Source organism: Paenibacillus sp. FSL H7-0357 (assembly GCF_000758525.1).
Classification (GTDB): domain Bacteria; phylum Bacillota; class Bacilli; order Paenibacillales; family Paenibacillaceae; genus Paenibacillus_AQ.
The window spans coordinates 1,246,567-1,266,645 of sequence record NZ_CP009241.1 but is presented as its reverse complement, the minus strand read 5'-3'; the positions used below and the strand labels follow the sequence as shown (position 1 = coordinate 1,266,645).

The following is a 20,079-nucleotide window of genomic DNA, read 5'->3' as shown; positions in this document are numbered from 1 at the left end:
AGAACAACTCCCTCCGAATTTAGTCCAGGCACTTCATCATCCGTCCATGCTGGAATTCCATTATATATGAATATCCTGCTTCTCCAAAGAAATCAGGGCCACCGGCAAGCAAACGAGGATAACAATAACCGGAATGAGCACCGCTTGAATGTAATCTCCCGCACCCGACAGCAGGATCTGCTCCGAGTCCGCTACATACATCCCGGAAAATTTCATGATTTGCGTCATCAGGGAATGATCCGATACCCATTTCAAGAATGCCGAAGACGAATCCTTGAGATAACCTGTAAGAAGTAAATTACCGAAAATAAAGAAAAAGGTTGCCACCACAGCGGAAGCCGCTTTACGGATAAGCACCCCCAGCATCATGATTACGGCGCAATAAGCCGCCAAATATAAGATATTCAACCCGAAAGTCCTGACCGCCTGAATGGTGTCGTCTCTTAAGCTCTCCATCCCAATAGGAGATCCGGTAACAAGCGCCGCAGCCAGATATAAGATGGAGAAGAGTCCGAAAAATTGCAGCAGCCACCAAAAAATCGCCAGCAGCTCCAGCATATATTTACCCATATAATACCCCGGCCGGCTCTGCCCCGAAGCGATTATATTCTGCACCGAACCGTATTCAAAACCTTCTGTAGAGAAAAAGCAGGCATGCATCGGGATAACCAGATATAGAAACAGGGAGAATGAACCAGCGAGCTTTAAGGGCTGCATGGGACTGCTTAATTCATACCCGCCATGGTTCCCGATGATCACAACCAGCAGAATCGATCCCAGCACAAACACAGCATTGATGCTTTTGAACGCCAGATCTTTTCGCAAATAATAAATTTCAGCCTGCAAAAAATTCCTCATTGACCTTTGCCTCCAATCAGATCCATATAATAGTGTTCCAGATTAGGCGCGGACAGGTTGAACCCGTCAACCGGAATTCCCTGCTGCAGGAGAACCGTCATCAGCTGCTCCAAATCTGCTGCTGCCTTGGGAATCTCAATGGCCCCGGCAGTATTGATGGAGATGTCTTCAAGCTGCAGCTTCTCCTTCAGAAGAGCCATAGCAGCAGCCGGATGAGGTGTTGAAATTGTAATCATTGACTGTGCCGATTGCAGTAATTCACCGGCAGAGACCTCTTTGATCAGCCGCCCCTGATGTATGAACCCGTATTTAGTCGCCAGCAGCTGAAGCTCACCCAGAATATGGCTGGAGATCAATATCGTTACCCCCTGCTCATGCGCCAGCAGCTCCAGAATCCCCCGCATGTCCACAATCCCCACAGGGTCCAGCCCGTTGATGGGCTCGTCCAGCACAAGGAACTTCGGATGATTAAGCAGCGCGATGGCGAGGCCGAGACGCTGACGCATGCCGAGGGAATATTGCGAGGTTTTTTTGCTTCCGGCATCCGTTAACGCTACAGTCTGCAGCACCTCCCCGATTCTTGCTTTATCCTGAATTCCGAAGATCCGGCAATAAAAACCCAGGTTCTCCTCGGCGTTCATATGCGGATAAAGAGACGGCGTTTCAATCAGAAACCCAACCTGCCGCCTGGCACGGATGAGCTCCTGCTTTTCCCGCTGCCCAAACAGTGAGACTTCTCCGCTTGTCGGGTGTACAAGCCCGCCGATCACTTTCATCAGCGTACTTTTTCCGGCACCATTCTCCCCGACAAATCCGTAGATATCTCCCTCTTCAATGGTCATATTCAAATGCTGAAGCGCAAACGCGGAGCCATACTTTTTAGTCAGCTCTCTGGTTTCGAACACAAGCGGTTTCAATCAGAACACTCCTTCATCTCGCTGATATGTATACTGGGCAACCTTATCATGGGTAAGCGGTCCGGCCACACCGTCTGCTATTTTTAGGCAGGTTATTGTCGTTTTTAAGGAGTACTCCATAACATCTGGCCCGTTTTTCCCTGGAAATGTATAATAGAGCGATAAATACGGAACGGAGTGAAGGCATGATTCATATCGCCGTTTGTGACGACGATCTGCAGGCTGCAGGACAGATTGAGAACCTGATTCTAGATGCCCGGCACCAATGTTCGGAAGAGCTGGAGGTATCCCTCTATTACTCCGGGGAAAGTTTCGCCCAGGCTCTTCAGGACGGAGACCGCTTTGACCTTATTTTCATGGATATTGAAATGGGTGGAATGGATGGAATTACAGCGGGGCAAGTGCTGCGGGAAGATGACGGAAATGATCTTGTACAATTGATTTATATCTCCAGCCATGAGCAGTATCATCTGCAGCTGTTCGATGTGCGGCCGTCGGGTTTTATTAAGAAGCCGGTTGAACCGGAAGCATTCATACATAAGCTTATTCCCGCCTTGCAAAAGGCCATACGTACCCGCCAGCAGGGCAAAACCAACTTCCTGCCGGTACAGCAAAAAGGAAAGGAGCTGCTGATCCCTTTTCGGGACATCCTCTATTTGGAGAGCAGCATCAGACGGGTTTCCCTTATCACGAAGGACAGGGAGATCCAGTATTACGGCATGCTTAAGGATGAGGCGCGCAAGCTGCCCGGCGGTCATTTCGTGCGGATTCATCAATCTTACATTGTGAACTTTTTCTTTATTAAAGAAATCAGTGCGAAGAGGGTTACGCTAGTCAGCGGCAAGGAGCTGCCGGTCAGTGAGAAGCACAGCTTATCCGTGCGGAAAGCCTACCTCAGCTTTAGGGGGACGCTCGTATGAATACCATGCTGCGGGAAGAGCTGCTGTATCTGATCACTTTTCCGCTGATTCCTGTAATCCTTCATTATTTCTTCAGCCGCAGCTTCACCTGCCGGATCAAGAGCAACCCTTATCTTGTCCTGATCTACGCTCTCTATATGGCTTGTCATCTCGCGCTGCATCACAGCCAGCTTCCGGACATGGTTCTGCTCACCGCAAATACCGGCTTGATCTTCTTGTTATCACTGCTCTACCGGGGGGATAACCTGTGGAGGGGGTATTCCGCCTTTTTTGTTACGGCTCTCATCTTTCTTGGCGAAGCCGTGATGCCGTTTGCGTATACGGATAGCGGATACATAGCAAACCTCTTTCTTTCCAAGCTGCTGGTATTGTCACTCGTATACCTTCTGCTGCGAATCACCAAAGGGGAAGGGCGCGGTAATTTAGCGGGATGGTACTGGAGTCTGCTGCTGGTCTGCCCTGTTCTGAGCGTTATTACTTTGGTCTCGCTGTCGGACAACTTCTTCTTCCAGGCGTATCCCAACCTGTTCCCCGTGGTACCTACCCTGCTGCTGGCGATCAACTGCCTGATTTTTGTGCTCAGCGACCATATCCTGTGCGTGCAGTCCGAGAGAAGCAAACGTCTGCTGCTGGAACAGCAGAACACCTACTATGTTAACCAATATCTGATGACCCGGGACAAGCAGGAGGAAGCCTTCAAATTTCAGCATGACTTCAAAAACATCCTGCTTGGCTTGCGCGCAGGGCTTGCCAAAGATGAAGAAACTTCCATCCATGAACTGGACCGTCTGCTGGGCACGATTGGACAGCCTGCAGGCAGCTGCGATACCGGAAACCCGGTCATTGATGCGATGATCAGCTACAAGGAGCAAACCGCAGGCAGCTATGACACCCCCTTTCGCTTAGAGCTGAACATTCCGCCGCAGCTTGAGCTGGACACTACGGTGATCAGCGTCATTCTCGGCAATACCCTGGACAATGCAATTGAAGCCTGCCGGGAGACCTTTAATCAGGAGCGTTATGTCTTGATCCATATGCATTATCTGAATGACAGCTTGTTCATAAAAATTCAGAATCCGTATGCCCATGAAATCAGCACCAACCGTTATGGTGAAATCTCTTCGACCAAGGCCGATACACGGTCGCATGGCATCGGACTGCGAAACATCCGGAAAACTGTGGAGGAATGGGGCGGCCTGTTGGATATTTCCTATAACAGCGGTCTGTTTCAAGTGGAGGTCGTTCTGTTCCATATCCCAAGAAAGCTTGCCGCTTCCGGTTGAAGCCGTGTAAAAAGGGTAACGGAAAGCACAAACCTTTCACTTCAGCCCCATTCTGGCGAAGCTGGTCCGGCGTCTGCCGGTTATGGTACTGCCGAAATGGACGCGCACCCAGACGCATCCCATTGCCCTGTCAGACGTACTGCTTGCTTTGAAGAAGAGTATAGGCAACGCCGCATAAAACGGCCGTGCGATTGATGTAGGCGGCCCTGACAGCATGACCTACAAAGAGATGATGCAGAGAACGGCGAAGGTGATGCATAAGCACAGAACCTTCTATGATATTCCGCTGCTGACCATCAATCTCTCTCGCCTCTGGGTCACGCTGATTACCGGGGCTCCGAAGAAGCTGGCCCCAGCTTATTACATCATGCCGCCCATACCGCCCAAGCCAATCTATCATAGCTAATACAGCACAAAAAGCCACCTCCAGGTGGCTTATTTGTCTTTATTGCTCTCCCAAATGTCCTTATGCGTCCAACCTGCATGTACTAGAAGGAGCAGTGTCAGAATCATAACAAACTCTCTGAGACTATTGGAAGTACTCTCTATGTTGTATCCAAAAACAATATTCAACCGGCCCCACATCAGATTGAGGCAGAGCAGCGCGACGGTAATGTAGGTCACCCATACACTGCGGAGATACAAATTATAACTCCGCTGCGGGCCGCGTCCGATGAAATATTTACTGTAACGGATCACATAGGCGGTGAACACGAAAAATGCAATGGCTTCCAGTGTGAATATAGTTAAATCAATAATTTCCATGAAGATCATCTCCTCTCTTGCCTAAGCCGGAACGGTGCAGGTCAATAAGGCTTTCGATATCATTCGATTCATAGGCTTCCTGGATTCTGCCTAGTTTTTCAATCTCCCGTTTTACACGACTGGGTTTGATCTCGCTCTTTCTGAATATATCGAGGAGCTTCACTTGTCGACGACCTCCTCACCATTGGTTTTATCGGTGCTCCCTCTTTCTATTAGAAGTTTGACGAGTGTACGATTGTATTGGTTAAGCTGCTTCTCGTTCTCCTCATCGCGTTTCTGATAGTTCTGAATGATCTTTTCCTTACTGGCTAACTGCCTAACGCTCCAGATTAATGCAATAGAGAGAAGGACATTGAGCACGACTGAACCGCTGTTGTCGTTGAATAGGCCAGTCAATGCGTTCAAATCCATCATCATCCCCCCGTTCGTTGTTGGTTTGAGATTCCTGCTGTTTCCGGGTCTAAGCATAATCTGCTCAACCTGTCCAACCTTTCGGCATAAGGCATATCATACTTCGAGCCGGAAGATCGTATATTGTAATCTATTCTTTTTCTATGATTTTGATTGGGTAAAATAGTATTTTGTTAGAATAGCTCCCGTTCCACCTGAACTATTAATCATTCCTGCTGCATTCAGACAACAAAAAAAACGGGACCTGTGAAGGTCCCGTTTCTTTGGATAAATAAGGTTGTGTAGACGAATTACATCATGCCGCCCATACCGCCCATGCCGCCCATATCTGGCATTCCGCCGCCTTTTTCAGGCTCCGGTTTGTCAGCGATGACAGCTTCGGTGGTCAGGAACATTGCAGCTACGGATGCTGCGTTTTGCAGCGCGTAACGAGTTACTTTGGCAGGGTCAACGATCCCTGCTTCGAACATGTTCACCCACTCATCGGTAGCAGCGTTGTAGCCGATGCCGATAGCTTCTTTTTTCAGACGGTCCACGATTACGGAACCTTCTTGACCAGCGTTTGCTGCGATTGTGCGGACAGGCTCTTCCAGAGCGCGCAGTACAATGTTCACGCCTGTTTTTTCGTCGCCTACTGCATTTACAGCAGCTACAGCAGCATATACGTTCACAAGAGCAGTACCCCCACCGGATACGATACCTTCTTCAACCGCAGCGCGGGTTGCGTTCAGGGCATCTTCGATGCGAAGCTTGCGTTCTTTAAGTTCTGTTTCAGTTGCAGCGCCTACTTTAACAACGGCTACGCCGCCGGCCAATTTAGCCAGACGCTCCTGCAGTTTTTCCTTGTCGAACTCGGAAGTGGTTTCTTCCAGTTGGGAACGGATTTGGCTTACGCGTGCATTGATGTCCGCTTTGTCGCCGCTTCCGTCTACGATTGTAGTGTTTTCTTTGGTTACGCGCACTTGACGGGCGTTACCCAGTTGTTCGATAGAAGTGCTTTTCAGGTCCAGTCCAAGCTTCTCGGTGATCACTTGGCCGCCAGTCAGGGCAGCGATGTCCTGCAGCATAGCTTCGCGGCGGTCGCCAAAGCCAGGAGCTTTAACAGCAACAGCGTTGAATGTTCCGCGCAGTTTGTTCACGATCAGCATCGCCTGTGCTTCGCCTTCGATATCTTCAGCGATGATTACGAGCGGACGCGCCTGTTGTACGATCTTTTCAAGCAGCGGAAGAATTTCTTGCGTGCTGCTGATTTTTTTGTCGGTGATCAGGATGTACGGGTTCTCCAGAACAGCTTCCATTTTGTCCGTATCAGTGATCATATAAGGGGAAATATAGCCACGGTCGAACTGCATGCCTTCAACCACTTCAAGCTCAGTCAGGAATCCGCGGGATTCTTCAACGGTGATTACGCCGTCTTTGCCGACTTTTTCCATAGCTTCAGCAATCAGTTGGCCCACTTCATCGTCAGCAGCGGAGATAGCAGCTACTTGAGCGATAGCCTGGGAGTCTTCGATTGGTTTAGCAATATTCTGCAGTTCAGCAACTGCTGCTTTAACCGCTTTGTCGATCCCTTTGCGGATAACCATCGGGTTAGCGCCTGCAGTTACGTTCTTCAGGCCTTCACGGATCATGGCTTGTGCCAGAACAGTTGCAGTTGTAGTACCGTCACCAGCTACATCGTTGGTTTTGGTAGCAACTTCTTTAACGAGCTGTGCGCCCATGTTCTCGAATGCATCTTCAAGCTCGATTTCTTTGGCGATGGTAACACCATCATTGGTGATCAGCGGGCTGCCGAATTTCTTCTCAAGCACCACGTTGCGGCCTTTAGGTCCGAGTGTAACTTTTACCGCATTTGCCAAAGCATCAACACCACGCAACATCGAGCGGCGGGCGTCTTCACTGAATTTAATTTCTTTTGCCATTGTGTAATTAACCTCCTAAATTTTTGTGAACGTTACCTCACTGAATTGGCTTCGACAAAAATCACTTCGAAAACACACGCTTAAGTTATGTGAGCGTTACTTCTTGAATCGGTATCGTGCAAAACTGGCGTTTGAAAGCATCGCTTAGTTTTGTGTAAGTAATTTAGCTATAACTTATGAACGGTCTTCTTAGTCAAGAATCGCGTGAATGTCGCTTTCTTTCATAATCAAATATTCTTTGCCTTCGTATTTGATTTCAGTTCCGGCATATTTCGAGAAAATCACGCGGTCGCCTTCTTTAACTTCGAGTGGTACACGCACTCCGTCTTTCAATACACCGCTGCCTACAGCGATAATTTTACCCTCTTGCGGTTTCTCCTTAGAGGAGTCCGGAAGCACAATCCCGAAAGAAGTGGTTTCCTCTTGCTCGCTTGGTTCTACCAATACGCGTTCACCTAGTGGTTTGATCATGAAAAATAGCCTCCTTTGAAATTATGTTGTTTACCTTGAAAACATAGATAGGGTACCGGTGAATCCCAAGGATTCATGCGGCAGTTATGAAAATATCGTCTTAAGCGCAGCTTTTAAGCGCTAATCCCATATTTTCGAGCAGCATTAGCACTCAACCCTCTGTAGTGCTAACAACAATTTTTATGATACTCAACTTGAGGACGGATTTCAAGTCCTTTTACGTAAATTGTGATCTGTTTTTGGGAAAAATATGGTTTCAGAGGTTGTCCGACACATACTCTCTTACATTCTATCCAGCAGAAAATAAAATATGCTGCGGATTGCCAGGGCAACGAACGTTTCTCCGCCATTCGGATACTGAGCCTCGCCAATCTGCTGTTAGTATGGAGTTTCAATAGGATATGCACTAGATCCCGCTGGGCAGAAGCCAGCCCCAACTGCAGCAGCCGGCCACAGCCGCAGAGCAGCCCTGCGGGAGTCTTCTCCCCGCCGGGCCTACTCTTTCCTGACGTAGCGCGCCTCCCGCTCGTTGTCCATAGCCAGCTGCTTGCGGTAAACGAACGCAGACAGAAACACGCTGAACTCATACAGCACCAGCAGCGGGATCGTCACCAAAAAGTCCGAGATGAAATCGGGTGGTGTGATGACCACTGCGATGAAGACGAGCGCAAAATAGGCGTATCTCCGCATCTTACGCAGCCGCAGCGGATTGAGAATTCTCAGCTTCGTCAGGAACATAACAAGCAGCGGCAGCTCAAAGAGCAGAGCCAGCGGAATCACCAGGCTGAACATAAAGCTGAAATACTGTGCGATTCCGTAGGTTTCTTCCAGTCCCATACCGCGGGTAATCGAGATGGTAAACGACAGCGCCATGGGAAATACAATGTAATAGGCAAAGGCAATGCCCAGCAGAAAAAGGATAAACACATAGGGCACATACCGCAAAGCCGCACTCCGCTCCACTTGCCGCAGCCCGGGACTGATGAAAGCCCACAGCTGATAGACGATGAAAGGCAGGGATACCGTTAGCGAAACTGCCATGGCAATCTTCATGTACATGCCAATGCCATCCCAGAAAGAGAAGGCATGCAGTACAAAACCCTGGGCATGGTCCGCATGGATCAGGTATAAATAGATCGGTTTGGCGACGAACAGTCCGCCTATGAGACCGACTACAAAAACAATCAGCACGTAGATAATCCGCCTACGCAGTTCGGTGAGATGTTCAACTACCGACATTTCTTCCGGTTCCAGAGTCATGACAGACACCACCCAATTGACATATGTATAGCATGATTAATGGCAGAAAAAAAGGGCGTCTTCCCAGTCTGAAACAGAACTGAGAGAAACGCCCCCGCGTAATGGATGGTATTACTCCGGCAGGCGTCTGTCCTGCGGGAGTTCTGTTGCTAATATGTGCGGGGCCGGCGGAACAGGAGCCTCACTCTTCTTGGCCGGCTCAGGTTCGCTGATAATTTCACGCGCCCCGTCCTTAAATTCGCGGAAGGTCCGCCCGACTGCCCGGCCAAGCTCAGGAAGCTTGTTGGGGCCAAAGAGCAATAGCGCTAAAATAACCAGTAAAATAATTCCGGGAGCACCAATACCGTTTAGCATAGTCATTCCTCCTTGTCACTTTGTCCGTTCATGATATCGTTAACAATAAATTAATAATACCATAACTTATGTCACACATCCATCTGTTATCCGGGGTGATTCCTGTGACATTACTGGAATTGACAAGTTTATTGACGGTATTGGCCGGTTACCATGAGCAGTGCTTCAGGCAGCTGATCCATAATCGCTGCCAGATTCTCATGGACACCCTTCGGTGTACCCGGCAAATTAACGATCAGCGTTCTCCCGCGAATGCCGCAAATACCGCGGAACAGCATAACCGCGCGGTTCTTCTGCATGACGGTACTGCGCATGGCCTCAGAGAGGCCGGGCACCTCCCGCTCAATCACACGCCGTGTAGCTTCCGGCGTAACATCACGAATCGCCAGATCAGTCCCTCCGGTAGTCAGCACCAGATCCGCCTGAAAATAATCCGTAAGTTCAATCAAAGCAGCAATGATCTCATCCTGCTCATCCGGCACGATCCGGTACTCAATAATCTCACCGCCAAGCTCCTCTTCCACCAGTTCCCGAATAACCTGGGCGCTCGTGTCTTCCCGTTCGCCCCTGGCCCCTTTATCGCTGGCCGTCAGGATTGCTGTTTTCCACGCCATAGGTTGTCCCTCCCTCTCTATGTATTATGTATGGAAGGCCTGCAATGTGCTGCCTTCTCGCACTTTCCGCCAAGAAGAACGGCTGCGCCGCCCTTTTTAGCAAATGCTTACGCCTGCGGGTGATACTGTGAATGTCACTCAGGTATCTGCTACTGAGCTAAGCCTATTGCCACTGCTAAGCTTCCAGCGCGTAATCTCCATTTTTCCCGCCGCTCTTGGATACCAGCATCGTCGGACCGATAATCATGTCCTTTTGCAGCGCCTTGCACATGTCATATACAGTCAGCGCCGCCGCAGAAACCGCAGTCAGCGCCTCCATCTCCACTCCGGTCTTTCCGGTCGTCTTGACGGTTGCTTCTATATAGAGTTCATCTTCGCTGTTATCCGAGAAGCTGATATCAACACCGGTAAGCGGCAGCGGGTGGCACATTGGTATCCAGCTGGAGGTGTTCTTCGCGGCCATAATTCCGGCAACCTGGGCAACAGCCATAACATCGCCTTTGCCGATCTTGCCCGCTTTAATGGCCGCAAGCGTGTTCGGGTCCATCTGCACCTTGCTCCGCGCGACAGCTGTCCGCTTGCTAATATCCTTGTCGCTGACATCCACCATGCGCGCTCTGCCCTGCTCATTGAAATGGGTTAACTCCACAGCTTTCTCTCCTTCCGGCAATGAATAATGCCGTCTTCCGTAATCAGCATGTCCATATAGGCATCATGGTCATCCATCGGCACTTCCTGCACCAGCTGCAGTCCGTACGCCAGTCCGGCCCATACCGGCGGTCTGGCGGATTCCGGAAGCTCCGCTTCCCAAGCTGCCCGCAAGCGGTCATAGTAGCCGCGCCCGTAACCGAGCCGTCCGCCCCGAGAGTCGAAGGCCAGCCCCGGCACGAATACAACATCCGGCACTCCCTCAGGGCACGGGAGCTCTATAGCGCCGGTAATCGGCTCTTGAATCCCGTAGGCTCCCGGCGCCAAATCCTCCCAGGAAGCTACCGCATGCAGGCTCATCCTTCCGCTGGCCTGAATTACCCGGGGCAGCAATACCTTACGCGCTTGCGCCCAAGCCGCGGTGATGAGCGGACGTGTATCCAGCTCCGAGCGGAACGAAACATAGGCCATGAATGAAGATGCTTCTTCCTGCCGGAGCCATTCTGATGCATGACTGCAGGCCAGAGAAGACCAGGACGTCCTCTGATCCAAGGACAGACTGTCACGGAGGGCGGCTTTCTCCGCGCGAAGCTCCCGCTTCCACTCAGCTAGCGGGAGCTTTTGGCCCGTCATAGGCAGCCGCCTCCTCTTGTTCATATACCTAGCTTATCATAGTTTGTAAACTCAGTTTACCACTCTTCTCCCCGGTTCGCCAAGGTAGCTTGAATCACGTTGTTAAACGAACCAATGCCCAACTATTTTTCGCTCCAGCACCTTGATTTCCCCTTCGGACGCTGGGGTGCACCTCTCGCGCCGCAAACGCTTTTCATGTAAACTATAGAATAAGTATGTAATATGGCCGAAGCGTTCAAAGCCGAGGCGAAATAAGCAAGGGCGGAGGTTTCATCGGTATGCTTCTTCAAGCGACAGGAATTACGAAATCATATGGGATACAAAGCGTGCTGGACGGCATAAGTCTGCAAGTAAACGAGAAGGAAAGAGTGGGGCTCGTCGGCGTCAACGGCGCCGGCAAATCCACCTTTCTGCAGATTCTCGCAGGCGAGATGTCTTTTGACAGCGGGCAAATTCATAAATCCAAGGAAACCACAATCGGCTACCTGGCCCAGAACAGCGGCCTCCAGTCGGACAAGACCATTCAGGAGGAAATGCTGGCTGTCTTTGCTCCGCTGATTGAAGCGGAAGCCGAGCTGCGGCAGCTGGAAGCCAGTATCGCCGATCCCCGGCTCGCGGAGGATCCCAAGCGGTATGAGGACCTGCTGGAACGGTATGCTAAACGCTCGGATTGGTTCAAGGACCACGGCGGATATGAGATGAATACGCGGATTCGCAGCGTGCTTCATGGTATGGGCTTCGGTGAATTTGCACCGGAGACACCTATCGCGACGTTAAGCGGCGGCCAGAAGACTCGGCTGGCACTGGCCCGTATCCTGCTTCAGGCTCCGGATCTGCTTATGCTGGATGAGCCGACCAACCATCTGGATATCGAGACGCTCACCTGGCTGGAGGATTACCTGCGCGGCTATGCCGGCGGCATCCTGGTCGTCTCCCATGACCGGTATTTCCTCGACCGGCTGGTTACGACCATCGTTGAGATCGAACGGCATCAGTCCCGGAGATACACCGGGAACTACAGCCGCTACATGGAGCTGAAAGCTGCAGAGTATGAAATCCGCATGAAGCAATATGAGAAACAGCAGGATGAAATCTCGCGGATGGAGGATTTCGTGCAGCGTAATATCGTGCGCGCCTCCACCACCAAGCGTGCGCAGAGCCGCCGCAAAGCACTCGACAAAATGGACCGCCTCGACAAGCCGCTGGGGGATCTCAAGAAGGCCAGCTTCTCCTTCGAGCCTGATTTCATGTCGGGCAAAGAGGTGCTTCAGCTCCGTGACGTCGCTGTGGCCTTCAGCGAAAAATCGGCACCGCTGTTTCAGCACGCTTCCTTCGAGCTGCGGCGCGGCGAAACTGCGGCGCTGATTGGCCCGAACGGGATCGGTAAATCCACGCTGCTGCAGTGCCTGACTGGCACGCGCGAACCTTCGGCCGGAACGGTCAACTGGGGAACAAAAGTGAAAATCGCGTACTACGACCAGGAACAGACCCGGTTGAATCCGCGCAATACGGTGCTGGAAGAGTTATGGAGCGAGTACCCGATGCTGGAAGAAGCGCGAATCCGCACTATCCTCGGCAACTTCCTGTTCAGCGGCGAGGATGTCCTGAAGAAAGTCGCTTCCCTCAGCGGCGGCGAGAAAGCACGGGTAGCACTCTCGAAGCTCATGCTGCGCGGTGCGAACATGCTCATTCTCGATGAGCCGACCAACCATTTGGATCTGGTGAGCCGTGAAGTGCTGGAATCGGCGCTAATCGATTTCGAGGGAACGCTGCTTTTTATCTCCCATGACCGTTATTTTCTTAATAAAATGGCCGAGCGCGTTCTGGAGCTTCACCCCGGCGGCATTGACCAATATCTCGGAAATTATGACGACTATGTCGAGAAGAAAAAGGAGCTTGAAGACATCGCACTGGAGGAAGCCGAACTTGCCTCTGCCAAAGCGTCCCGGAATGCTGACATCGAAGCTTCAGCAGCGGAAAAAGGCACCGCTTCCTCTTATGAAGCCGACAAACAGGCCAAACGCGAGGAACGCAACCGCCAGCGGCGGATTTCCGAGCTGGAAGAGAACATTGCCCGGCTTGAGGAAGACATCGCCCGTGTCGAAAATGAAATGACCAAACCTGAAGTTTATCAGGACTATATGGCGCTTCAAGAACATGAAAGCGACCTGAAGAGCAAGAAAGCAACTCTTACAGAATTATTTAGCGAATGGGAAAACCTTGCTGACGAATAATGTAAATGCGTTAAATAAATATTTTTTAAGTGTTTCTGATTTGTTCAAAAATACTTATCCACAAGCTCATCCACAGATTTCGTGTATAACTCACGCTTCAAAAAGGCCCTTGGGGCCTTTTTTTAGGCGTAAAATCGCTATTTTCGTTGTCAAGGACTTTTTATCCACCGAATTATCCACATTATCCACAATTTCCACAAGAAATGTCCTCTGGAGAAATCAGCATTTTGAGGCTTCAAAAAAAGGGCGTTATTGCTGATTTTACACGGTTTTTACACAACTCGGACAGAATATGTGGATAACGTTGTCCACATCTTGACAAAAGATGCATTCGCTAATTTTCTACCTTTTTCGCCAAAAAAATCAGAGGTGCTCCAGCAGTAAAAAGCCCTCATCCTGCTGTGCACAGGATGAGGGCCTTTCCATGTACTCTTCAGTCAGAAAACTCAACGGCCTGAGGAGGATTCTTCGCGCTCCTTTAGGATTCCGCGGCCTGAAATTCCGCTGCCACCGGATCAGCCTCTTCCCCGGCAGACAGCAGCGCCGAATTGCACGCAGCAATGTAGGCAATCCCCGCCGCCATTACAATATCCTGATGGATCGCTGTCCCCCGGAATTTGCAGCCTGCCCATTCCACCATAACAGCAGCCTCAGCCTGAGCGTTCTCACCGCTGCCGAGCGAATGCAGCTCCAGACCGTCAAAGCGGATCTCTTCAGTGATGCCTTGGGCGATCGCTGCAATGACTGCCTCCAGCGGACCGTTGCCGGTGCTGGTATGCGAGGTCTCCTTGCCGCTTTTCAGGTGATGCACCGTAACGGCAGCTACACGGCGCGGCGCACTGCCGGCCAGCACCTGAACCTCGCCCAGCCCGTAGACCTGCGCCTGCTGCCCTGTTGTGCTGCTGACCATCCGCAGCAGTTCGTCGTCGCTGACGGCCTTTTGACGGTCAGCGGTCTCCTTGAAGGATTCGTAGAGCGCATCAAGCTCTGCCGAATCCAAGGCAATGCCGTACTTCGCTGCCCGGTCCTTCAGCGCATGTCTGCCGGAGTGCTTACCCAGAATGATCATGCTGCGCGGAATGCCCAGCCGTTCAGGGTCCATGATCTCATAGGTGCTGCGGTCCTTCAGCAGGCCGTCCTGATGAATCCCCGATTCATGCTGGAAGGCGTTTCTGCCGACAACCGGCTTATTGTAGGCAATCGGAAAATGCATCGCCCCGCTGATGATCAGGGAAGTATCGTACAGCTTTTCGAGGACGATTCCCGTCTCTGCGCCAAGGACGTCCCCGCGGGTTTCCAGAGCCATAACCAATTCCTCCAATGCACAGTTGCCAGTACGTTCACCAACGCCGTTGACCGTGACCTCGATTTGGGTCGCGCCGCCCTCGATCGCTGCCAGGCTGTTCGCTACAGCAAGGCCCAAATCGTTGTGGCAATGGGCACTGTAGCTCACGTTCCCGCCGCCTCTGGCACCCAGCCGCACCCGGCGGAACATCTCTCCGTATTCCTGCGGCAGCGCATAGCCGACTGTATCCGGCAGATTAATAATAGTCGCCCCTTCTTCAATGACCGCTTCCACCATCTCGATCAGATCGTCGATCCCTGTCCGTGCGGCATCCATGGCGGTAAATTCCACGACATCGCAGAACTGGCGGGCATAGGCTGTCATTTCGCGGGCGGCAGCAACCACCTCGGGTCTGCTTTTGCGCAGCTGATGGCGCAGGTGAATGTCGGAAGAGGAGATGAACAGGTGAATCCGCCGGCGCTGCGCGTCCCGGGTTGCCCGGACTGCGGCATCGATGTCACCTTTGACCGCGCGGGCGAAGCCGCAAATCTCTACGCCCTCCACCTTGCGGGAAATCGTCTCCACCGCTGCAAAATCACCCGGACTCGAGACCGGGAAACCCGGCTCCAGCACATCGACACCCAGTTCGGCGAGCTTGTAGGCCAATATTATCTTTTGCTCGGGAGTCAGGCTCGCACCGGGGGCCTGCTCACCGTCTCGCAGTGTCGTGTCAAAAATCTGTATACGTTTCTTCACCGGAATAATCATGGAATAACCTCCTGAAAGTGGGTTGATTGACCGCATCCCCTTAGTGTGAGTATGCATTTTGCTGAGTTGGTCAGCGTAGTGGTCTGAGCTTTTGTATTACATTTTGTATTACATTTTGGATTACATTTTTGTATTTCCGCTTGTATTACAGTTTGTATTACAGTCTGTCTAACACATTGTCATCCTGTCTGTCTCATACTTTGTCTTCCAGTCTGGTCTTACGTTTTCTTCCCTGGCACTTCTTGCGCAGAACCACACGTCGACTTGCGGCCCTGCTGATTTCCCGCCCACTGCTGCCGGCAGCAAGTAGAGAGTGGACCTCCCGCAGCATGCGGAAAGCCGTCACTCTCAAACGCCGTTACCGGAGGTGTCCGGTCCCCCGTTCACCTCCTGAACAACGCAAAAACCCGCCGTCTCAATAAAGAGACGGCGGGTCACCCCTCCGCGGTACCACTCTTTTTGACGCATAGGCTCCTGGTAATGCCAAGCCCAGCTGCGTCCAGCTCTTCCCCATGTATCCCGTACCGGTTTCATAAGGAACCGACCACGATACATGAAGGTCCGTTAACGGGGACAACCGTTGCGGCGTACCTCTTGCCTTTCCGCCGCTCCGCTCCCGGGCGAGATTCAATGTTTTCCGGTGACTGCGTCGCACCACCCCGCAGCTCTCTGTTCACCTTCGTCATCTACTGCTCCCGTTCATTGCGTGTATTGATATTGATTTTGACCTCTGAATCCCTGAAAATCCATACAAAAAAGCCTGCCATCTCATTCAAGAGACGACAGGCTGTTAACCTTCGCGGTACCACTCTTGTTGATATCACGGATCAGCCAAACCTCTGCCATCCTAAGATATCCACTTTACAGCCAAGTAAGATCATCCGGCCTCATAATAATTCCGCCTGTCTTACCCGACCACCCTCTCACGGAGGTAACCCGTAACGGTGTACGAAAGGTACGGCAATCCTGCACGCCGTTCAACACTCCTGTGAACAGGAGGCCCCTGCTTCCACCGCTCCGCTCCCGGACGAGTTCAGGGCTCCTTCGACTGCGTCGCACCTGCCCGCAGCTCTCTTATCCCGGAGTTTCCTTACTGCTTCCATTCATCGCGTTTGTTTCGTTTAATTGCCCTTGATTATACCCGCGGCTCCAGATGCTGTCAATAGGCGGCTACCGACCACTTCTCCAGCGACAAGCCGGGATCGGCCACCATGTCCAGCGGTGTGTCTCCATCATGCACCCATTTGACATAGGCCGCGGCGCCGATCATCGCCGCATTGTCGGTGCAGTACACCGGCGGCGGGATGATCAGTTCGATCTTTTCCCTGTCACAACGGGCAATCAGCGCTTCACGCAAGCCCTTGTTCGCGGCAACCCCGCCGCACAGCAGCAGCTGTTTGGCCTCGCAGGCTTTTACGGCACGGACGGCTTTCTCTACAAGCACCTCGACAACCGACTCTTGGAAACCGCGGGCGATGCCGGCAACATCCGGTGTGAGCCCCTTCATCTTGCTCTGGTTGACTACATTCAGCACAGCCGACTTCAGACCGCTAAAGCTGAAATCATAGGAATCCGGCTCCAGCCAGACCCGCGGCAGCGGCACAGCTTCCTCCGCCTCCCGGGCCAGCCGGTCTACATGGGGGCCGCCGGGATAAGGAAAACCAAGCGCCCGCGCCACTTTGTCATAAGCCTCGCCTACTGCATCGTCCCGGGTGCGTCCAATAATCCGGAATTCCCCTTCCCGTTCCATGTTCACGAGTTCAGTGTGTCCCCCGGACACAACAAGAGTCATGCAGGGATATTGCAATTCCTTGACCAGCCGGTTGGCATAAATATGCCCGGCAATATGATGCGTACCGATCAGCGGCTTGCCCCAGGCCAGCGCAAGACTCTTGGCCGCAACTACGCCAACCAGCAGCGCGCCGACCAGCCCAGGACCCTGCGTTACGGCAACTGCGGTCAGCTGTTGCGGCTCAACACCCGCCGCTGCCAGCGCTTCTTCGATGACCAGCGTTATAACCTCGACATGCTTGCGTGAAGCCACCTCAGGAACTACCCCGCCGAACGCGCGGTGTGTCTCAATCTGGCTTGAAATAATATTCGACAACACCTCGCTGCCGTCCTTGATGACCGCGACCGATGTCTCGTCACAGCTGGTTTCAATGGCTAATATAAGTACAGGCTGAGCTCCGCCCGTTTCTGTCTTCATTTCAGATCCACGCTTCCTTCCATCATTCCATGCTCCTCGTACTCCGGCAGATCCGCCCACATAATAAGTGCATCCTCACGGTTGTCCGAATAGTAGCCCTTGCGGGTACCCGCGGGCCGGAAGCCTTTTTTTCGATATAAATTCTGGGCTACCTCGTTGGAGACCCGCACCTCCAGCGTAATCGACTTCATGCCTAAATAAGCAGCTGTCTTCATCAGTTCATCCAGCAGCCTGTCCCCCCATTTGCGTCCCCGGTAGGCCTCGAGCAGGGCGATGTTTGTCACATGGGCTTCGTCCACAATTGCCCACATTCCGGCGTACCCGATAATATGGCTCTCCAGCTCCATAACCATATATTTAGCGAAATGATTATGCGTCAGCTCGTTGCGGAACGCTTCCTCGGTCCATGGCATAGTGAAGGCTTCCCGCTCAATTACAAGAATTTCGGGAATATCCTCCAGCTTCATCAGGCGGAAAATTAGCTCGCTACCCTGGTCTCTAATTGGCTCCGATTCCGTCATCTTTTGTTCAGGCTCCCTTCACTGCTCCGGCGCAGATTCTCTTCCGCTTCGGAAAGCTGGGTATAGTTCGGGATTAACCCGTGAATATCATCACTTCCCGCCAGCAGCCGTTCCTCACCGAGGTAGCCTGTCCAGCGGCCTTCCAGCTCATAAGGCACGGCCCGCACACAACCTTCTTCCATCAATGTACGAAGGCTGTCCTCACTGCCGTGCAGCTCGGTCTCCCCGACAAACCACAGGATACGCGGCTTTACACCCTCTGCCGCTGCCTGCTTAAGCCGTACTTCCAGCTGCAGCACCCAGTCTGCCATAAGGCGGATCGCATCGGGCTCAAGCCGCTTCGGGGCCTCATCGCCATTGGCGGCAAACAACGCCGTATAGGCTTGGCCCCGGCGCGCGTCGAGCAGCGGAATAATCCAGTCCGGGCCGGTCCCGGCCTTCTCCGGCATCTGTCCTCCGGCTTCCGGGTGCTGCTGCGCAAGAGCGGCGCCCAGGCCTCCCCAGGCCAGTGCATGCAGGCTCGACACGCCCGCTACCGGAACCTTCCAGGCCCAGGCCAGCGTCTTCGCTGCTGTAACCGCAATGCGCGTTCCCGTATACGAACCGGGCCCGACTCCGACGGAGACTCCAGCCAGCATATCTGAGGTAGTCCCCGAAGCCTGCAGCGCCTCCTGAATAATCGGCAGCAGATGAACCGAATGGTTCCGCTCCCCGGATGCATTAATTTCATGCAAAAGCCTGCCGTCTCCGGTGATAGCCACACCCAGGACAGCCGTTGATGTATCCAGCGACAAAAACCGCTTGCGCGGCTCTTTATTTTCATTCGTCATCTTTCTTTACCCCACTTCTGGATCAGAGCCCGGCAGACCTCGCCGTAAGGCTCTCCGATTCCGGTAACCGTGATCAGTCGTTCGTCCGGCCCGGCTGTTTCCATGTATATATGCAGATGCCGCGGCGGCATCAACTCTTGTATAATGCTGCTCCATTCCACCAGGCAAACGCCCTGTCCGTAAAAATATTCATCCAGCCCCAGCTCGTCCGCTTCCTGAAGCGAAATCCGGTATACATCCATATGATACAGCGGCAATCTGCCTTCATATTCTTTAATAATTGTAAAAGTAGGACTGTTTACAATCCCTTGTACGCCCAAATGGCGGGCATACCTCTGCGAGAATGCCGTTTTGCCCGCACCCAAATCGCCGTCCAGGCCGATAACCATCCCCGCCGTTGAAGCAGCAGCGACAGCGGCAGCGAGCAGCTCCGTATCCTGCAAGCTGTAAGAACGGTAAGTAAACACCGTTTCAACATTATTGTCCAAGCTGCAACTACCACCTTTTAGAATATACCTTGCCGGTAACAATACTCTTAATTATATCGGTATGGTACTGCTACCGCAACAACCCGCTCTACTCCTTTCCCTCGGCAGCAAAGCCCCCGTTGCCGGTCTTTCCTATGCTGCAAGTGCAGTTATCCTTTCCCGGGCGCAGGGAGAGCAGGTTATGCGAGTCCACTTATTCTAACGGTTTCATAATCCGAATGCAGCGACAATTGGCAAATACAAAAAACCGATTGAATAGGGGGTTATCCCTTCAACCGGTTGGGTTCATTGCCTGTCATTAATTCTAACTTCCCTGCTCCTCCAGCCGTTCCACACCGACGGTATGCGTATTGGTCGGACGAGAGCCGACCTGCACCGTAGCCATGCCATTGTCCGCATCAACATGCTCAATCCATACCGGCTCTCCATCCAAATGCACGGAGATCATATCTTTGGAGGCATAAATAGCCTTCGCCCGTTGTACATCCATTTTTTTGGCTCCTTAAAGTTTTGTGAGCATATGCTCCATTGATTATCATCGTACACAACTATATAAGTTGAACTTTAGATTTACCGAGCCGGCATAGAACGCAACTGCGGTGAATATTTGGACTTCCGGCCGCTGTTGTCTACAGATTTCTTGATTTTTACCGCTATTTGCGGTTGAAATCCGTAGACAAAGGCGGTC

At 52.2% G+C, this 20,079-nt stretch carries 22 protein-coding genes and 1 other annotated feature; of the genes, 4 read left to right on the top strand and 18 right to left on the bottom strand.

All coding sequences use genetic code 11. The features are described 5' to 3' along the window. Window positions 1-60 precede the first annotated feature (60 nt). Both H70357_RS05590 and H70357_RS05585 read right to left on the bottom strand, forming a co-directional pair. Window positions 61-858, bottom strand: coding sequence for an ABC transporter permease (locus tag H70357_RS05590; protein WP_038586727.1), 798 nt, complete (start codon window positions 856-858; stop codon window positions 61-63). Then, the gene (locus H70357_RS05585) at window positions 855-1,775 is read right to left on the bottom strand and encodes an ATP-binding cassette domain-containing protein (RefSeq protein WP_038586724.1); all 921 of its coding nucleotides are present in this window, start codon (window positions 1,773-1,775) and stop codon (window positions 855-857) included. Before H70357_RS05585 ends, H70357_RS05590 begins: the two co-directional genes overlap by 4 nt. Before the next feature lie 185 nt (window positions 1,776-1,960). Between H70357_RS05585 and H70357_RS05580 the strand changes: the two genes are divergently transcribed. The 3 genes from H70357_RS05580 to H70357_RS36225 all read left to right on the top strand — a co-directional run bounded on the left by H70357_RS05580 (window position 1,961) and on the right by H70357_RS36225 (window position 4,384). Then, the gene (locus tag H70357_RS05580) at window positions 1,961-2,695 is read left to right on the top strand and encodes a LytR/AlgR family response regulator transcription factor (RefSeq protein ID WP_197073655.1); all 735 of its coding nucleotides are present in this window, start codon (window positions 1,961-1,963) and stop codon (window positions 2,693-2,695) included. Continuing rightward, window positions 2,692-3,978, top strand: coding sequence for an ATP-binding protein (locus H70357_RS05575; protein ID WP_038586719.1), 1,287 nt, complete (start codon window positions 2,692-2,694; stop codon window positions 3,976-3,978). Before H70357_RS05580 ends, H70357_RS05575 begins: the two co-directional genes overlap by 4 nt. A 214-nt stretch (window positions 3,979-4,192) precedes the next feature. Then, a complete protein-coding gene (locus H70357_RS36225; RefSeq protein ID WP_038586715.1) occupies window positions 4,193-4,384 on the top strand; it encodes a hypothetical protein in 192 nt (63 codons plus the stop codon). 29 nt (window positions 4,385-4,413) lie between these two features. Here the strand turns inward: H70357_RS36225 and H70357_RS05565 are convergent, their stop codons facing one another. The 10 genes from H70357_RS05565 to H70357_RS05525 form a co-directional block, all read right to left on the bottom strand. Further along, entirely contained in the window at window positions 4,414-4,743 is a 330-nt protein-coding gene (locus H70357_RS05565) for a hypothetical protein (protein ID WP_038586712.1), read from the bottom strand. Continuing rightward, on the bottom strand, window positions 4,730-4,906 hold the full coding sequence (locus H70357_RS35690) for a hypothetical protein (protein WP_156130817.1): 177 nt from the start codon (window positions 4,904-4,906) through the stop codon (window positions 4,730-4,732). The genes H70357_RS05565 and H70357_RS35690 overlap by 14 nt, the downstream gene beginning before the upstream one ends. After that, window positions 4,903-5,211: a hypothetical protein gene (locus H70357_RS05560; protein ID WP_156130816.1), complete on the bottom strand. Its 309-nt coding sequence runs from the start codon at window positions 5,209-5,211 to the stop codon at window positions 4,903-4,905. Before H70357_RS05560 ends, H70357_RS35690 begins: the two co-directional genes overlap by 4 nt. A gap of 233 nt (window positions 5,212-5,444) precedes the next feature. After that, window positions 5,445-7,076, bottom strand: coding sequence for a chaperonin GroEL (gene groL, locus H70357_RS05555; RefSeq protein WP_038586705.1), 1,632 nt, complete (start codon window positions 7,074-7,076; stop codon window positions 5,445-5,447). Between the two features lie 189 nt (window positions 7,077-7,265). Continuing rightward, on the bottom strand, window positions 7,266-7,547 hold the full coding sequence (gene groES / locus H70357_RS05550) for a co-chaperone GroES (protein ID WP_038586703.1): 282 nt from the start codon (window positions 7,545-7,547) through the stop codon (window positions 7,266-7,268). A 495-nt stretch (window positions 7,548-8,042) separates the two neighbouring features. Then, on the bottom strand, window positions 8,043-8,807 hold the full coding sequence (tatC, locus tag H70357_RS05545) for a twin-arginine translocase subunit TatC (RefSeq protein WP_038586700.1): 765 nt from the start codon (window positions 8,805-8,807) through the stop codon (window positions 8,043-8,045). 111 nt (window positions 8,808-8,918) lie between these two features. Beyond that, a complete protein-coding gene (gene tatA / locus H70357_RS05540; protein ID WP_038586698.1) occupies window positions 8,919-9,161 on the bottom strand; it encodes a twin-arginine translocase TatA/TatE family subunit in 243 nt (80 codons plus the stop codon). 128 nt (window positions 9,162-9,289) lie between these two features. Next, the gene (locus tag H70357_RS05535; RefSeq protein ID WP_038586695.1) at window positions 9,290-9,775 is read right to left on the bottom strand and encodes a MogA/MoaB family molybdenum cofactor biosynthesis protein; all 486 of its coding nucleotides are present in this window, start codon (window positions 9,773-9,775) and stop codon (window positions 9,290-9,292) included. Between the two features lie 175 nt (window positions 9,776-9,950). Next, window positions 9,951-10,424, bottom strand: a complete 474-nt coding sequence (moaC, locus tag H70357_RS05530; protein WP_038586692.1) for a cyclic pyranopterin monophosphate synthase MoaC — start codon at window positions 10,422-10,424, stop codon at window positions 9,951-9,953. Further along, the gene (locus H70357_RS05525; protein WP_052091842.1) at window positions 10,415-11,056 is read right to left on the bottom strand and encodes a 5-formyltetrahydrofolate cyclo-ligase; all 642 of its coding nucleotides are present in this window, start codon (window positions 11,054-11,056) and stop codon (window positions 10,415-10,417) included. The genes moaC and H70357_RS05525 overlap by 10 nt, the downstream gene beginning before the upstream one ends. 278 nt (window positions 11,057-11,334) lie before the next feature. Here H70357_RS05525 and H70357_RS05520 point away from each other — a divergent pair, with 278 nt between their 5' ends. Next, window positions 11,335-13,290, top strand: a complete 1,956-nt coding sequence (locus H70357_RS05520) for an ABC-F family ATP-binding cassette domain-containing protein (RefSeq protein WP_038586689.1) — start codon at window positions 11,335-11,337, stop codon at window positions 13,288-13,290. 478 nt (window positions 13,291-13,768) lie between these two features. On the opposite strand, the gene H70357_RS05515 is transcribed toward H70357_RS05520, so the two are convergent. From H70357_RS05515 to H70357_RS05490, 6 genes are all read right to left on the bottom strand, one after another. Then, complete coding sequence (locus tag H70357_RS05515) at window positions 13,769-15,343, bottom strand: 2-isopropylmalate synthase (protein ID WP_038586686.1); 1,575 nt, start codon at window positions 15,341-15,343, stop codon at window positions 13,769-13,771. A gap of 419 nt (window positions 15,344-15,762) precedes the next feature. Continuing rightward, window positions 15,763-16,055: a binding site (T-box leader), on the bottom strand. Between the two features lie 447 nt (window positions 16,056-16,502). After that, window positions 16,503-17,552 carry a tRNA (adenosine(37)-N6)-threonylcarbamoyltransferase complex transferase subunit TsaD gene (tsaD, locus tag H70357_RS05510; RefSeq protein ID WP_038586684.1) on the bottom strand — a complete coding sequence of 350 codons (1,050 nt, stop codon included), beginning with the start codon at window positions 17,550-17,552 and terminating at the stop codon, window positions 16,503-16,505. Next, window positions 17,549-18,073 (bottom strand): ribosomal protein S18-alanine N-acetyltransferase, encoded by a 525-nt coding sequence (gene rimI / locus H70357_RS05505; protein WP_038586681.1) that lies wholly within the window; start codon window positions 18,071-18,073, stop codon window positions 17,549-17,551. The genes tsaD and rimI overlap by 4 nt, the downstream gene beginning before the upstream one ends. Then, window positions 18,070-18,903, bottom strand: a complete 834-nt coding sequence (gene tsaB, locus H70357_RS05500) for a tRNA (adenosine(37)-N6)-threonylcarbamoyltransferase complex dimerization subunit type 1 TsaB (RefSeq protein ID WP_038586679.1) — start codon at window positions 18,901-18,903, stop codon at window positions 18,070-18,072. The genes rimI and tsaB overlap by 4 nt, the downstream gene beginning before the upstream one ends. Further along, window positions 18,900-19,391, bottom strand: a complete 492-nt coding sequence (tsaE, locus tag H70357_RS05495) for a tRNA (adenosine(37)-N6)-threonylcarbamoyltransferase complex ATPase subunit type 1 TsaE (RefSeq protein WP_038586676.1) — start codon at window positions 19,389-19,391, stop codon at window positions 18,900-18,902. Before tsaE ends, tsaB begins: the two co-directional genes overlap by 4 nt. Before the next feature lie 304 nt (window positions 19,392-19,695). Continuing rightward, on the bottom strand, window positions 19,696-19,881 hold the full coding sequence (locus tag H70357_RS05490; protein ID WP_038586673.1) for an H-type small acid-soluble spore protein: 186 nt from the start codon (window positions 19,879-19,881) through the stop codon (window positions 19,696-19,698). Window positions 19,882-20,079 lie beyond the last annotated feature (198 nt).